Origin of the sequence: Microcoleus sp. S13_C3, from assembly GCF_036700905.1 — a bacterium.
Lineage (GTDB): Bacteria > Cyanobacteriota > Cyanobacteriia > Cyanobacteriales > Microcoleaceae > Microcoleus.
Genome location: NZ_JAUBPT010000048.1, coordinates 1 through 15,938, shown reverse-complemented (window position 1 = coordinate 15,938; position 15,938 = coordinate 1). Strand labels below are relative to the sequence as shown.

Sequence of the window (15,938 nt, the reverse complement as noted above, 5' to 3'; positions counted from 1 at the left end):
GATAATCTTTCCATCACCGAACATAAATCTTGTAGGGGCGGGTTCACCGATAATAAATGCCTAAAACCCACAATCTCCTAAACCCGCCCCCACCCAACTAAGATAATCTTTCCATCACCGAACATAAATCTTGTAGGGGCCGGTTCACAGACAATAAATGCCTCAAACCCACAATCTCATAAACCCGCCCCCACCCAACTAAGATAATCTTTCCATCACCGAACATAAATCTTGTAGGGGCGGGTTCACCGATAATAAATGCCTAAAACCCACAATCTCATAAACCCGCCCCCACCCAACGACAAAGCATAATCTACCTATTTTAACATACAAGAAAATACAACCGAAATCTGTATAAAACCTTAAAAATTGCCAACTATACAAAATGTCACAAATTTTTACACTACATTATAACCAGTGTCCATTATGGAATTTGTGCAAGCTAACCTATCTTGAACTGAGCAAAGGATATAACGATGGATATCTTATCTAACACCGTGGCGCTATCACGGATGCAATTTGCGCTAACCGCCATATTCCATATGCTGTGGCCCGTTCTGACTACGGGAATGGGAATTTATCTGGTAATTGTTGAAGGAATGTGGCTGAAAACTCGCAATCCCGACTACTACCATCACGCTCGTTTTTGGTCGAAACTCTACGTCCTCAACTTCGGTATTGGAGTAGCTTCAGGAATTCCGATGGAATTTCAGTTTGGCACGAATTGGGCACCATTTTCAGAAGCAGTTGGTGACTTTTTTGGCAGCATTTTAGGATTTGAAGCTTCAATGGCATTTATGCTAGAAGCCGGCTTTTTAGGCATTATGCTGTTTGGTTGGGAGCGCGTTCACCCGATCGTCCATTATTTCGCTACAATCATGGTAGCCTTCGGCGCTAACCTATCCACCGTGTGGATTTTAGTCGCTAACTCTTGGCTGCAAACTCCTGCCGGCGGAGAAATGGTCAATGGCAAGTTTATTGTCAGCGATTACTTTCAAGCAATTATGAACCCCTTCGCATTAAACAGCATTCTCCATATGTTTTTTGCGACGTTAGAAACTTCGCTGTTTGTCATTGGGGGAATTAGCGCTTGGTACATTCTCAATAAGCGCAACCAAGCCTTTTTTTCCAAGTCTTTAAAAATTGCCATAGCGACCGCAATCGCCGTTGCACCTTTGCAAATATACATCGGACATTTGAGCGCCGAACAAGTTTATCACTACCAACCCACTAAATTAGCAGCAATCGAAGCTAAGTGGGAAACTTCACCAGCGGGAGAGTCAGCAGATTGGACTTTGCTAGCTTTGCCTAATGAAAAAGCCCAAAGAAATGATTGGGAAATTAGCGTTCCCAATGGCTTAGGATACGTTCTGGAATTCAAACAAAAACTCTCCGAACCCGTACTCGGATTGAAGGAATGGAAGCCAGAAGACAGACCCCGGATGGTGGGTTTAATCTACTATTGTTTCCGCATCATGTCCGGGATTGGATTCTTTTTTGTAGGACTGATGCTGTTCAGTATAATTCAGTGGCTGCGAGGCAAACTTGCTGCTGAAAATATTAGCAGTCAACCTTGGCTGATGCGCGCTTGGATATTAGCTGCTCCCCTGGGATATATTGCTGTAGAATCGGGTTGGATTGTGCGCTGTGTCGGCAGACAACCTTGGGCTTTATACGGGCAAATTCGCACTGCTGATGCGGTGTCAAACATCCCCGCCAGCAATGTTTTAACTTCTCTCAGTTTCTTTGCAGTTATTTACAGCTTTTTGTTTGTTTGTGCTTTGTATTTTGGCAGTAGAATTATCCGCCAAGGCCCTAATTTAAGTCTGCCTGTGCCAGGTTTAGACAATGAACCTGCAATCGAAAGTCAACCCGCAGAACATATTCCCGATCAACGTCCCGCAGAAGCACAACAATAGGAGATTGTATGCAAGCTTTGGAGCATTTTCTCCCGCAAGTTTGGTTTGTAGTTTTGGCTTTGTTTCTCCTGCTATATGTCATGCTAGACGGTTTTGACTTAGGAGTAGGTATCCTGTCTCTGACTGCTTCCGATGAGGAACGCCGGGGCATTTTAATGACGAGTTTGGGCAACGTTTGGGATGCGAACGAAACGTGGCTGGTGTTGATGGGAGGCGCTTTATTTGGCGCATTTCCCCTCGCTTACGGTACGATTTTGACAGCGCTATATATACCAATTTGCATGATGCTTTTTGGTTTGATATTTCGCGCTGTCGCCTTTGAGTTTCGCGAGCATTCTAATCGCAAATTATTCTGGAATTATGCCTTTGGTGCGGGCAGTTTTTTAGCAGCTTTAGCTCAAGGATTTGCCCTCGGTGCGGTGCTCGAAGGCATTGCGGTTGATGAAGCAGGTCACTTTGTGGGTACTACTTGGGACTGGCTGGATTGGCGATCGATCTTGGTTGCTTTGACGCTGATTCAAGGCTATGTTTTGATCGGTTCAACCTATCTAATTATGAAAACGGAGGGCGAACTGCAAACAAATCACTATCGCACGGCTAAAATTGCGGCGGTGACAACTTTAATCGGAGCGATTTTAATTACGATCGCCACTCCGATTTTTTACGAAAGTGCTAGATCCAGGTTGTTCGAGAAACCGCTAGTTTATGTGTTTGCCACGATTCCTTTGTTGGGAGTGCTATTGGTGGGACTGCTGCTGAAAAGTCTCGCAAGCAAGGAAGAACGAACGCCGTTTATCTGGACGATTCTGATTTTTTTGCTGACTTTCATCGGCTTGGGATTGATTGTTTTTCCCTACATTATTCCCTCGCAAATTACGATTTACCAAGCCGCAGCTTCGCCCAGCGCCCTGGTATTTATGATTGTGTTTATGGGCATTCTGATCCCGATTATGATTTTTTACAACATCTACAATTATGTTGTGTTTCGGGGTAAGGTTGTCGGCGGTCACTACCGGGAATAAAGCATAATACAACCGCAGATGCAGGCAAATATACGCAGATATTATCAAGTTTATATCCTGGTGTATCTGCGTATATTTGCTGGCGGTGAAAAATTACAAATTATTGTTTTCTGATATTATCAGAACTTACGCAACCATACTATACATAACATAGCGCAAATAGTGCGGAGTAGGCAAAGAAACTAATTTAGGATTAGCGATCGCACGTCATGCCACCTGAAAGTTGAAAGTTGAGAGTTGAGATTACTCGCACGGATGAGTCCGGGAGTTGCGATCGGGAGGCGGAGATTTTTTCACAGGTACACGGATGAATCCGGGGGCACCGGATCAAATTGCTTTCGGTAAAACAATAGTTGATAAACATTGGGGAAAAATTACAGTTAATTCTCTCCCTAGCGAGGGTGCAGAGTTTGCGATCGCTATCTTGGTCAAATAATAAAATACAATGGAATGGAATGTTTTAATTTAACTGTTGTATAATATAGGGTCAACAAGTTATGGATGCGATCGCAAATTTGTCAGGTTATCAGATTACAGAGCAACTTTATGCAGGTACACGTACCCTAGTCTATCGAGGCATCCGTACCCGCGATCAATACCCAGTCGTCATCAAACTGCTGCGAAACGAATACCCCACCTTCAACGAGATCGTCCAGTTTCGCAACCAATATACCATTGCCAAAAATCTCGACTTCCCTCACATCGTCAAACCCCTGACGCTGGAAGTATACCAGAATAGCTATGCCCTAGTAATGGAGGACTTTGGCGGAGTCTCCCTATCTACTTATCTCCAAACAGCAACAAATCAAACCCAACCATCTCAAGCTTTACCTTTAGCAGAATTTTTCCAACTCGCCATACAACTAACAGACATTATTCACTATCTCTACCAAAACCGAGTCATTCACAAAGATATTAAACCCGCTAATATTCTCATTAACCCAGACACCCAAGAAATTCAACTAATTGACTTTAGTATTGCATCCCTCCTACCACGAGAAACCCAAGAAATTCAGAATCCAAATATTTTAGAAGGAACATTAGCCTATCTCTCCCCCGAACAAACAGGACGGATGAATCGAGGCATTGACTATCGTAGTGACTTTTATTCCCTGGGTGTGACCTTTTATGAATTGTTGACAGGACAGTTGCCATTTATCTCGGATGACCCGATGAAATTGGTGCATTTTCACCTCGCTAAACAGTCGATACCGATCCATCAAATTAATCCTAAAATTCCCTTAATTTTATCGCAACTTGTCAGTAAGCTGATGGCAAAAAATGCCGAAAAACGCTATCAAAGTGCATTAGGACTCAAGCACGATTTAGAGATTTGTTTAGTTCAGTTACAAAAAACAGCCCAAATAGAAGATTTTGAGCTCGGAAAGCGCGATATTAGCGATCGGTTTACTATCCCCGAAAAGCTCTACGGTAGAGAAAAAGAAGTTGCTCAACTATTAGCTGCCTTTGAGCGAGTCAGCACAGGTAGCACCGAAATGATGCTAGTAGCAGGTTTTTCGGGAATTGGGAAAACCGCCGTTGTCAATGAAGTTCATAAACCCATTGTCCGTCAGCGCGGTTATTTTATCAAAGGCAAATACGATCAATTTCAACGCAACATTCCCTTCAGTGCCTTTGTGCAAGCCTTCCGCGACTTAATGGGTCAATTGCTATCAGAATCGGATACCCAACTGCAAACATGGAAAACCCAGATTTTAGCAGCAGTGGGAGACAACGGACAAGTCTTGATTGACGTGATTCCTGAGTTAGAACGCATAATTGGCGCTCAACTTCCTGCAACAGAATTGTCAGGAAGTGCCTCCCAAAATCGCTTTAATCTGCTAATGCAGAAATTCGTGCAAGTTTTCACGAGCAAAGAACATCCTTTAGTGATGTTTTTGGATGACTTGCAATGGGCGGATTCAGCCTCTCTGAATTTGCTACAATTATTGATGATGGAGACAGGATATTTATTAGTATTAGGGGCATATCGAGATAATGAAGTTTCGCCCGTGCATCCATTTATCTTAACAGTGAATGAGATAGTTAAAACGGGGGCAACAGTGAATACGATTACTTTGCCACCGTTAAGCGAACCCGATATGAATTTGTTGGTGGCGGATACGCTGAATAGCGAATCATCCATTGCCCAACCTTTGACAAAGTTAGTATATCAAAAAACTCAGGGAAATCCTTTTTTTGCCACTCAGTTTCTCAAGGCATTACATGACGATAAGCTAATTAGCTTTAATTGGGATATTCGGTATTGGCAGTGTGATATTGCCCAAGTCAAAGCCTTAGCAATCACTGATGATGTTGTTGAATTCATGGCAGTGCAATTGCAGAAGTTGCCCAGAGAAACTCAGGAGGTTCTCACATTAGCGGCTTGTATAGGAGCACAATTTGATTTGAATACGTTAGTAATTGTCAGTGAGAAATCTGCTGGAATGACGGCTACGGCTTTATGGAAAGCATTGCAGGAAGGTTTGGTTATTCCCACGACAAAAATCTATAAGTTCTTTACCGAATCGGATAGTGATGAAGTTTTCCAGGCTTCAGCTAATCCAACTTATCGATTTTTACACGATCGCGTCCAGCAAGCCGCATATTCGCTAATTATTGATTCGCAAAAAAAAGCAACGCATCTCAAAATAGGACAGTTACTCCAGCAAAATTGCTCCGAAATAGAGCAAGAGGAACAACTGTTTGATATTGTCGGGCATTTGAATCGAGGAATTGAGTTAATTACCCAACCTAGCGAACGAGAAGCCTTAGCTAAACTGAACTTAAAAGCGGGACAGAAAGCCAGAAATTCTACAGCATACTCTGCGGCAAGAGTTTATGTAGAAAAGGGGATTGGGCTACTATCACTGGATTGTTGGCAAAGCCAGTATGAATTAACGCTAAAACTCTATGTTGCTGCCGCTGAAGTCGCCTATTTGAATGCAGACTTTGATGGTATGGAACAAATAGCCGCACTGGTGTTGGAATCAGCCCAGACGATTTTAGATAAAGTTCAAATATACGAAATTCAAATCGCCGCACGGTCAGCCCAGAACAAGGTGTTGGAAGCGATCGCCGTGGGCAGAAATGCACTGGCGCAATTGGGGATTGAACTCCCCACCGAACCTGACAAAGCCTTGATTGGCAAGGCACTACAGAACCTTGCCAACCAACTCCAAAGCAGGCGAATTGAGCAACTGGTTGACTTGCCTGCGATGAGCGATCCCCACACTCAGGCAGCCATGCAACTGTTAGGTATGTTGTTTGCAACCATTCTTGTGGGGAGGACGGGTTTGCTACCCCTACTTAGCTCAAGGATGGTGAGTTTATCACTTCAGTTTGGGAATGCGCCCGCATCAACTGTGGGGTATGCGCTTTATGGGATGGTGCGGTGTGCCTTTTTTGGAGATGTGGAAACAGGCTATGCCTTTGGTAAATTGGCGCTAAAAGTGCTAGATCAGTTCAATGTGCGGGAATTCAAGTCTAGAATTCATAATTTGTGTGGGACATTTATTCAGCATCGTCAGAAAGCTATGAGGGCAACAATACCGATCCTGAAAGATGGCTTTACGGCTGGCATGGAAACTGGTGATTTTCTACACGCTGGCTACAACATACTACATTACGCTCAAGCCAACTTTTTCGCTGGGGTAGAACTGGACACTTGGGAGTCCGAAATAGCAGGTTATAGCGCTGTTATGGTGCAGGTAAAGCAATATGCTGCCCAGATTTATTTAGATATGATGCAGCGATTGGTGTACAACTTGAGGGAAGGCGTAAGTCAACCGGATTGCTTAATCGCAACTACCTACGATGAAACGGTGATGATTCCTAAGCATCATCAGGACAATAACCTGACTGCGATCGCCTTTGCCTACATCTATAAACTGCTGCTTGCCTACTCTTTCGGAAATTACACGGCTGCCCTAGACCATAGCGTCATAGCCAAGAATCATTTGATAGGAATACCAGGATTCATTCTTGTTCCCATTTTCCATTTCTATGCAGCGCTGACGCACTTGGCGCTATCTCCCACATCGCCAGAAATTGAGCGAGTCGAAATTATTACCCTGGTGGAAACTCATCAAACTACTCTACACCAATGGGCACAAAATGCTCCAATGAATTATTTGCATAAATGGTATTTAGTTGAGGCAGAAAAGCAACGAGTTTTGGGGAATAAAGCAGAAGCTATAGATTTGTACGATCGCGCCATCTCCCTCGCCAAAGAAAATCAATTCCTCAACGAAGAAGCACTAGCTAATGAAGTTGCCGCGAAATTTTACCTAGAATGGGGTAAAGAAAAATTTGCCCAACTTTATGCGATCGAGGCTTATTATGCCTACAGTCGTTGGGGAGCCAAGGCGAAAGTAGAGGATCTGGAAAAACGTTATCCTCAACTCCTCGCTCCCATCCTTCAGCAACCTCACACATCTATCTCCTTCAAGGAAACGATACCTACGGTAAACTTCGCTAACGCCTGGGGAACGCTCGCTTCAAGCTACTCTTCTACCAGCATCTCTCAGGGTCTGGATTTGGCTACCCTGCTCAAAGCTTCTCAAATCCTTTCAGGCGAAATTGAACTAGATAAACTCCTGACTACTCTTTTAAAAATAGCGATCGCGAATGCTGGCGCCACTAAGTGTGTCTTATTGCTCAAACAAAAACAGTATTTACAGGTAGCGGCGCTTGTAGCAGAGGGACAGGAACCTGAGCTATTACCATCAATACCTCTAGAATCAAGTAAGGATGTAGCAATTAGTTTGGTTAACACTGTCAAGCGCAGTTTGAAACCTTTGGTAATAGTTGATGCTAGGGTAAGTTCCCAGGTTGGGAGCGATCGCTATATTGAACAGCACCAGCCGATCAGTGTTCTTTGTATTCCAATTCTTAATCAAGGGCAGTTGATAGGAGTTTTCTATCTGGAAAATAACCTGACGGTTGGGGCATTTACGAGCGATCGCATTGAAGTGCTAAATTTGCTGGCTTCTCAAGCTGCTATTTCCTTAGAAAATGCCCGTTTGTATCAAGAATCTCAACAAGCATTTACAGCTCTCAAGCAGGCACAAATAACAATAGTTCAAAGCGAAAAAATGTCAGCCTTGGGAAACTTAGTGGCTGGGGTGGCTCACGAAATTAATAATCCAGTTGGTTTTTTGGTTGGTAATATTCAACCCGCCTTAGATTATATCAAAGATTTGTTTGGATTGCTCGATTTGTATGAACAAAAATATCCGCAACTCGATCCAGAGATTCAAGAAGAAATCGAGAACATCGATCTGGAATACATCCGGGAAGATTTACCGAAATTAGTAGGTTCGATGCGGGAAGGCGTGAAGCGGATTCGGGATATTAGTACCAGTCTACGGACATTCTCCCGTGCCGATACCAACTATCCCGTAGCTTGCAATATCCACGATGGCATCGATAGCACCATTATGATCCTGAAACATCGACTCAAGGCTAACGATACTCGTCCAGAAATCAAAGTGATTAGGGAATATGGGAATTTGCCACCCGTGGAGTGTTATGCCGGACAGTTGAATCAAGTATTTATGAATTTGTTAGGTAATGCGATCGATGCTTTGGAGGAATCAAATCAAGGAAGACATTATGCAGAAATCGCCAATCAAATTACCATTAGGACCGACATTTGTAGCGACAAAAAACAAGCTATAATTTGCATCAAAGATAACGGGGTGGGCATGAGTGAAGTAGTGCAAGAGAAGATTTTTGATGAGTTATTTACTACCAAGGAAGTAGGGAAAGGTACGGGGTTGGGATTGCCTATCGCACGGCAGATTGTGGTTGAAAAACACGGCGGTAGGCTCGATGTCAACTCAACTTTAGGTATAGGTACAGAATTTATAATTTCACTGCCATGTTGATTATTACCTTGGTAATTTATATCGTTTCCGGTTGCATCGGAATGATTTAACCGCAGAGGGCGCAGAGAACGCAGAGGGAGAGAATACAGAGATGAATAATTCCGATGCTACCGGATTTGATATTATAGCCAATTTGGGGATTTTTCTTGAAAATTAAAAGTTTTTTACACCACACTTTACAATTTATAGTGAGCGATAACTTCTGCCAAGTTTTGATACTTCCGTCGCACTAATTCATAAAGGAATCTCGATCGCAAATTCCGTACCTTCTCCAACGGTGGAACGGCAGCTTAAGGCTCCGGCGTGTTTTTCCGCGACAATTCGGTAACTGATGGCTAACCCTAAACCAGTGCCTTTTCCCATCGGTTTTGTCGTGAAAAACGGGTCAAATAATCGGCTCCGCACGTCTTCTGTCATGCCGATCGCATTATCGCAAATGCGGATGCAAATACTATTTTCGTTCAGGGCTTCTGTGCGAATGCTAATAGTTGGTTTCCAATCGTCGCCGTCGGCTGCCGCTCGCCTTTTTTGGTTGCAAGCATCTTCCAAGGCGTCAATACTGTTGCTAAGCAGGTTCATAAATACCTGATTTAGCTGACCTGCATAACATTCAATTAAAGGGATTTTACCATAATCTTTGATTACTTTAATTTCGGGATAGTCGCCTCTGGCACGAAGTTTGTTGTGTAAAATTAGGAGCGTATTGTCTATGCCTTCATGAAGGTTTGTAGGCTTTTTTACCGAGTCGTCTAAACGCGAGAAATTTCGCAAGCTCAAAACTATTTCGCGAATGCGATCGGCTCCCATTTTCATCGAAGATAATATTTTTAGTAAATCTTCTGTCAAAAATTCTAAATCGATATTATCAATACATTGTTGAATTTCTACCGCTGGCTGAGGATAGTGTTTTTTGTAAAGTTCCACAAGCTGCAACAAGTCTCTGATATATTGGCTGGCGTAGGAAATATTGCCGTAGATAAAACTGACAGGGTTATTAATTTCGTGAGCTACTCCAGCTACCATTTGACCGAGACTTGACATTTTTTCGGTATGAATTAGGTGAGCTTGAGTTTCTCGGAGTTCTTTGAGAGCGATTTCTAGCTGCTGAGCTCTGTTGTTGGCGATCGCCTCGGAGAGCCGCAAAGCATCCTCTGCTGCTTTGCGCTCTGTTATGTCAAAAATGGCGCCGTTGAGGGATAAAACTTCACCGTCTGCGTTGAAAATGGCTTGACCTTTCTCTACAACCCACCGCACATTTCCGTCGCAGTGAATTAGGCGATATTCGATGATGTAAGGTTGTTTTGTCTTAATAGCCCGATCGATAATTGTCTCGATATACTCAGCGTCATCGGGATGAACTATACTCGGAAAAGCCTGCACCGGTTTTTGCATAAAGTTAGCGGCAGGATAGCCGGAAATAGCTTCTATGCCACTGCTGATAAAAGTTACGCTCGATCGCCCCGCAGCACTGCACCGGTAAACCGCACCGGGAATGCTAGAAACTAATGACCTAAATTCTTCTTCCCTTTCTCGCAAAGCTGCCTCAATCCGCTTGCGTTCGCTAATGTCGCGAGCAAACGCGCACTGATATTCTTTGCCGTTAAATTCCAAATGGTTGATTGTGATTTCTACCGGAAAAATGCGACCGTACTTAGTGATGTGGTGAACTTCAATATTCACCGAACCGCAGCGTTTTAAGACTTTCCAGTGCAAACTCCAAGCAGTTTGGGGAAAATCTGGATTGATGTCATGCACCGTCATCGAGAGCAATTCTGCTTCAGAATATCCCAATGAAGTGCAAGCAGCGTCGTTGACGTACAAAAATTTACCGTCGGGCCCGATCCAGAATATCGCATCTGCCGATCGGTCGATCGCAAATTGAGTCAGTTGCAACTTTTCCTCAACCCGGTGGCGATCGGCAATTTCTTTTTCTAACTGTTCGTTAAGCGAATTGAGAGCTAAAGCGCGATCGACAATAGTATCTGAAGGGTAAAAATTGAGCGCTTGTTTTGCCAATTCTCCTTTCTGGATATCATGGTGGGGCTGATTTTCTTCTACCTGTTTTAACGATATTTGTTGAAATTTTTCTTTTTGATTGAAACCAGACTCGGCAAGTGCTTTTGGCAGCAGGGCGAGGGCGGTTGTGGCTAAAAGCCAAGAAATTAAAGCACTTGCAGCTTTGAGAGTTACCGACAGCCAATATATGGAATGCCAAAGCGTCCAAACTTCCGTCAATTTAGCAGCGCCCCAGGCAAAAAAAACAACGGCAAACAGCCGGAAAATCTTGCGGTGAGAACCTTGGCGGGTCAAATAAACTAAAGATAGGGCGATCGAGCAATAAGCCAGTGCCGTCAGCGAGTCAAAAACAGCGTACAGTCGCAACTCCGGCACCAGGTTGCAGGCGAGTGTAGAAGATACAGCAAGTGTTGAAAAAAAAATTGTTAATTGTTCTTGCATAAAGTTCAAGAAAAAAATTATCTGTACCAATGCAAATCCGATCAAATCTAATTATTTGATTTCGGCTAGTGAAATATTTACATAATTATATACTTTTTTCATTTTTTATGAAACAGCTATTTTTTCAGGAAATGCCAAAACTATCGAGGTGGGGCCCTGGGAACGAAGCTTTTCCCAAGTATGAGCAATGGTGAGCCTCACGGCTAGCAACGCTTACCTTGCTCCCTGTGACGGAATACATAGATTCGCCTACCTATTGCTTCAGATACATTTAAATTGTTAATGAGCACTATTAAATTTTCTTTTAGATTACTTAAGCCGTGAGCCAGGGGTTTTTAACCCCTGGCTCACAGATGGACTAACAGACTTTTAAGGCAGAGAAAATCTCAATTTTTCCGCTGGCAATCCACAATTAAGCACCGCCCAGCGCCCAATGCACCAAAGTGCGAACTCCAAAACCCGTAGCCCCAGGGCCATTGTAGCCATTTTCTTTGTCAGTCCAAACCGGGCCGGCAATATCTAAATGCGCCCATGCAGTATCCTTTACAAACTGCTTCAAAAATAGCGCCGCCGTAATCGAACCGCCGGGACGTGGGCCTGTGTTTTTCATGTCGGCGTGCAATGCTTTCAAGCCCTCAAAATATTTTTCTTCCATCGGCATCCGCCAAAATTTTTCGCCTGCCAATTCTGATGCGGCGACTATTTCGGCGGCGACGCTATCTTGAGGACTCCACAAACCCGCGATATCGTCGCCTAAAGCAATTACGCAGGCCCCGGTTAGAGTTGCTAAATCTACAATTGCGTCAACTCCCAATTTATCAGCAAATACCAAAGCATCAGCCAGGGTTAAACGACCTTCAGCGTCGGTATTGTTGACTTCAATTGTTTTGCCGTTGGAAGCTGTGAGGATGTCTCCAGGGCGCATGGCGCGGCCGCTGATCATGTTTTCAGTGACGGCGCTGATAAAGTGAACTTCCACATCCGGTTTGATGTGCCCGATCGCCTTTGCCGCTCCCAAAGTAGCGGCAGCGCCGCCCATATCTACTTTCATCATTTCAATGCCACTGCCGGCCCCTTTGATGTTCAAACCCCCAGAATCAAAGGTCAATCCTTTGCCCACAATTGCTATTTTGCGGCGCGGTGTGCCTTCGGGTTTGTAAGTTAAATGGATAAATTTGGGCGGCAAATCGGATGCTCTGGCCACGCCTAGAAAAGCTCCCATGCCGAGTCTTTCGCAGTCTTCCTGCTCCAATATTTCTAATTCTAAACCGCATTCGGCAGCTAGACTTTGAGCGGTTTCTGCCATTGTAATCGGGGTGACAAAATTTGCCGGCGCTGCGACTAATTCCCGTGCTAAAATGACTCCGGCAGTGATTTGGCGGGCGCGGGCGATCGCACTTTCTGTACCGGCAAAACCAAGCAAATGAATTTGTTCGAGTTGCGGGCTTTTGTCTTCCTTTTCCGATTTGAAACGGTTGTCTTGATTCAGGGAGAGTTCTACACCTTCGGCGATGGCGCTTGCTGTAGAATCCGGCGCGTTTTTCCACACCGGAAAGCTAATTCCGAGGGTTTTGCATTTCTCTTTTTTGGCTAACTTGGCGCAAACGCCTGCAGCTTGCCGCACGGTGTCTAATTTTAAGTCCTCTGTTTTACCCAAACCGACGATCGCAATTTTGCGAATGGGATTATTGCCGCCGACGCGGGTGATGGCGCTCGTGCCCACTTTGCCCTTAAAATCTACTTCCAGTAGCAGCTCTTTCAAAGTCCCTGCCAGCTTTTCATCTAATTGTGCCAGCTCGCCGGTGAACTCCAAGCCGTCCTCAAATAGACCAATTGCCAGGGCGTCTCCTGTCCAAACAGAGCGGGGCGTATCGGTGACTAGAAATTCCATGTTTTGATTTACACTTTAGATTTTAGATTTTAGATTGTACTTTGCAGTGGGTGGTTTGTGGTTTTTCGTTGGTGCGGGTAAATAGATCGATCGCACAAATTCTCCGCTCCACATCGAAATAAATTCTGCTACTATATCAGCCAAGTCCGCCTGCGATCGGATCTCGCACCAATCTCAATAATCTGTTTTAGGGTCGGCTGTTCATACCCGCCCCACTCTTAACATTTATTTCTTGTGGAACACGCATCCTGCCTGTGATGGCGTGGAACACGCATCCTGCCTGTGATGGCGTGGAACACGCATCCTGCCTGTGATGGCGTGGAACACGCATCCTGCCTGTGATGGCTCTTGACAAACGATCGGTTATCTATTCTTATTTTCTTAAATTTTCCCATGCTAAAACGACGCCGGGCCCGATTTTCTGTTTTAATCAGCATTTCAGTTTGCGTTATTGCGATCGGCTCTTTGGTTGCTGCGATGAAATGGATGGGTTTTGGCTCGATCCAGAAGGCTCAGCAGCCGCAGAATGCAGCGAATTCCGAATCGCAAGTCAAGATGCTGGTATCGCTGTCACCGAGCGAGCGAGCGGCGAAATTAGTTGAACTCGCAGCTACTGAGTCTGCAAGTACAAACCCGCAGCAGGAAATCTCCCCTCAAAGCCGCGCCCGCTACCTGCTTGCCAGCGATTTAATCCAGCAAGGAAATGCGGCCAAAGCATTAAAGTTATTGGACAAATTAGAGCAAGAATATCCGGTTTTAGCTGCTCACATTGCCCTAAAAAGAGCGGAAGCCTACCAATTGAGCGGCGACAAAGGCAAAGCCCAAAAAGCTTGGCAGGAACTGCTCAAAAACTATCCCAGCGACCCGGTAGCAGCGGAAGCTTTATATGTTTTAGGCAAGTCAAAACCGGAATATTGGCAACAGGCAATTACTGAATTTCCCGCTCATCCCCGCAGCGTAGAAATTGCCCTCGGCAAGTTAAAAGAAAATCCCAATCAGCCGCAGTTGATGCTGCTCGTAGCAAAACACGGTCATTATGTCAAAGATTACGGGACAATTTTGGAACAACTGGTGCAGCGAAACAGCGCCTCTTTAAAACCGGAAGATTGGGAAGAAATTGCCTTTGGCTATTGGGAAAAACAAGATTATGGCAAAGGAGCTATTGCTTACGGGAAAGCTCCCCGCAACGCCAAAAATCTTTACCGCAAAGCTCGCGGTTTGTGGCTCGACGGAAAAATCCCGGAATCGAGAATTGCCTATCAAGAATTAGTGCGCGAGTTTCCCGATGCCGAAGATACTGGTTTGGGTTTAATTCGGCTGTCGCGGCTGAGCGAACCGAAAGAAGCGATCGTTTTGCTCGATCGAGTTATTAGCAAATTCCCCAATTATGCCCCCGAAGCTTTGTTAGATAAATCCCAACTTCTCGACAAAGCACGCAATGGTCAATCCGCCTCAGAAACCCGGAAATTGCTCTTGACAAAATACAATAATTCTGATAAAGCAGGCGAATTGCGGTGGACGATCGCCCAGCAGTTTGCCAAAGGCGGAGATTTAAAATCAGCTTGGCAGTGGGCGAGAGAATTAACCACCCACAATCCCGACAGCGAACAAGCTCCAGAAGCAGCATTTTGGGTCGGGAAATGGGCACAGCAACTCGGCCGCCAACAAGACGCCAAGACTGCGTTTGACTACACGATCTTACGCTATCCAGAATCATATTTTGCGTGGCGATCGGCTGTACTTCTCGGCTGGCCCGTCGGCGACTTTACCACAGTCCGAGATTTGTCTCCCAATGTAGTGCGGCCCCCTCAGCGCCCCGAACCAACTGCGGGTTCTCCTGCGTTGAAAGAACTCTATCAATTAGGTCAAGATAGAGATGCTTGGACGCTGTGGCAAGTAGAATTTATCGATCGCGTAGAACCAAGTATTGCCGAACAGTTTACCGACGGTTTAATGCGAGTTGCAGTCGGAGACAATTTAGACGGTTTGTGGATGGTTGGTAGTTTGCGGCAGCGCGATAAACCAGATGATAGAACCCAATACCTCGAACTCAGACAGCAACCGATTTATTGGCAAGCACTTTATCCTTTTCCTTACTTAGAAACCATTGTCAAGTGGTCAAAAGAACGCACAATAAATCCAGTATTAGTAACTGCATTAATCCGGCAAGAATCGCGGTTTATGCCCGCCATCAAATCATCAGTTGGTGCCACCGGGTTAATGCAAGTAATGCCGGAAACAGGAGCTTGGGTTGCTCAACAAATCAGCCTCAAAAAGTATTCATTGGAGAATGTGGACGACAACGTTAAACTCGGTACGTGGTATTTGGATCACACTCACGACGAGTACAAGAATAACTCGATGTTAGCTGTGGCGAGTTATAATGCCGGGCCAAATGCAGTAGCAGATTGGTTGAAGAGGTTTAGTTTTAGTGATCCGGATGCTTTTGCGGAAAAGATTCCCTTTCCTGAAACCAAAGGATACGTGAAATCGGTGTTTGAGAATTACTGGAATTATCTGCGGATTTACAATCCAGAAGTTAATCAGTTAATGAGTGAGCATTATGCGGCTGCTCAGAAAAAAGCCAAGTGAATTATTCGTGGTGTGGGGGCGAGTTTATCTAAATTGTTGGTAATTGTTAGATATTTTTGGTGGAACCCGCCCTACAAAATAGGGTTTCCTAGGGGCGGGTTCCACCAACCATAATCGCCCCAAACAAACAATCTCAAAAACCCGCCCCCACCCAACAAACAATCAT

At 44.7% G+C, this 15,938-nt stretch carries 7 protein-coding genes; 5 read left to right on the top strand and 2 right to left on the bottom strand.

Features of this window, described 5'->3' with window-relative positions:
- The first annotated feature begins 476 nt into the window (after positions 1-476).
- The 4 genes from QUA16_RS15165 to QUA16_RS15150 all read left to right on the top strand — a co-directional run bounded on the left by QUA16_RS15165 (position 477) and on the right by QUA16_RS15150 (position 8,832).
- Positions 477-1,919 (top strand): cytochrome ubiquinol oxidase subunit I, encoded by a 1,443-nt coding sequence (locus QUA16_RS15165; protein ID WP_333103024.1) that lies wholly within the window; start codon positions 477-479, stop codon positions 1,917-1,919.
- An 8-nt stretch (positions 1,920-1,927) separates the two neighbouring features.
- Positions 1,928-2,941, top strand: coding sequence for a cytochrome d ubiquinol oxidase subunit II (cydB, locus tag QUA16_RS15160; RefSeq protein ID WP_333103026.1), 1,014 nt, complete (start codon positions 1,928-1,930; stop codon positions 2,939-2,941).
- A 307-nt stretch (positions 2,942-3,248) separates the two neighbouring features.
- Positions 3,249-3,377 carry a hypothetical protein gene (locus tag QUA16_RS15155; protein ID WP_333103027.1) on the top strand — a complete coding sequence of 43 codons (129 nt, stop codon included), beginning with the start codon at positions 3,249-3,251 and terminating at the stop codon, positions 3,375-3,377.
- Between the two features lie 61 nt (positions 3,378-3,438).
- Complete coding sequence (locus QUA16_RS15150; RefSeq protein WP_333103029.1) at positions 3,439-8,832, top strand: AAA family ATPase; 5,394 nt, start codon at positions 3,439-3,441, stop codon at positions 8,830-8,832.
- Positions 8,833-9,066: 234 nt separating this feature from the next.
- Here QUA16_RS15150 and QUA16_RS15145 read toward each other — a convergent pair whose 3' ends face one another.
- Together QUA16_RS15145 and QUA16_RS15140 are read right to left on the bottom strand one after the other, a co-directional pair.
- Positions 9,067-11,289, bottom strand: coding sequence for a PAS domain S-box protein (locus tag QUA16_RS15145; RefSeq protein ID WP_333103031.1), 2,223 nt, complete (start codon positions 11,287-11,289; stop codon positions 9,067-9,069).
- A gap of 412 nt (positions 11,290-11,701) precedes the next feature.
- Positions 11,702-13,180, bottom strand: a complete 1,479-nt coding sequence (locus tag QUA16_RS15140; RefSeq protein WP_333103033.1) for a leucyl aminopeptidase — start codon at positions 13,178-13,180, stop codon at positions 11,702-11,704.
- Positions 13,181-13,573: 393 nt separating this feature from the next.
- On the opposite strand from QUA16_RS15140, the gene QUA16_RS15135 reads away from it, so the two are divergent.
- Positions 13,574-15,772: a transglycosylase SLT domain-containing protein gene (locus tag QUA16_RS15135; protein ID WP_333103035.1), complete on the top strand. Its 2,199-nt coding sequence runs from the start codon at positions 13,574-13,576 to the stop codon at positions 15,770-15,772.
- The last annotated feature ends 166 nt before the right edge of the window (positions 15,773-15,938 follow it).

What these genes read in the sequence shown, in the direction of transcription:
- QUA16_RS15135 (WP_333103035.1), top strand. Translation starts at nt 13,574, where the DNA reads ATGCTAAAACGACGCCGGGCCCGATTTTCTGTTTTAATCAGCATTTCA.
- QUA16_RS15145 (WP_333103031.1), bottom strand. Translation starts at nt 11,289, where the DNA reads ATGCAAGAACAATTAACAATTTTTTTTTCAACACTTGCTGTATCTTCT.
- cydB (WP_333103026.1), top strand. Translation starts at nt 1,928, where the DNA reads ATGCAAGCTTTGGAGCATTTTCTCCCGCAAGTTTGGTTTGTAGTTTTG.
- QUA16_RS15165 (WP_333103024.1), top strand. Translation starts at nt 477, where the DNA reads ATGGATATCTTATCTAACACCGTGGCGCTATCACGGATGCAATTTGCG.
- QUA16_RS15155 (WP_333103027.1), top strand. Translation starts at nt 3,249, where the DNA reads ATGAATCCGGGGGCACCGGATCAAATTGCTTTCGGTAAAACAATAGTT.
- QUA16_RS15140 (WP_333103033.1), bottom strand. Translation starts at nt 13,180, where the DNA reads ATGGAATTTCTAGTCACCGATACGCCCCGCTCTGTTTGGACAGGAGAC.
- QUA16_RS15150 (WP_333103029.1), top strand. Translation starts at nt 3,439, where the DNA reads ATGGATGCGATCGCAAATTTGTCAGGTTATCAGATTACAGAGCAACTT.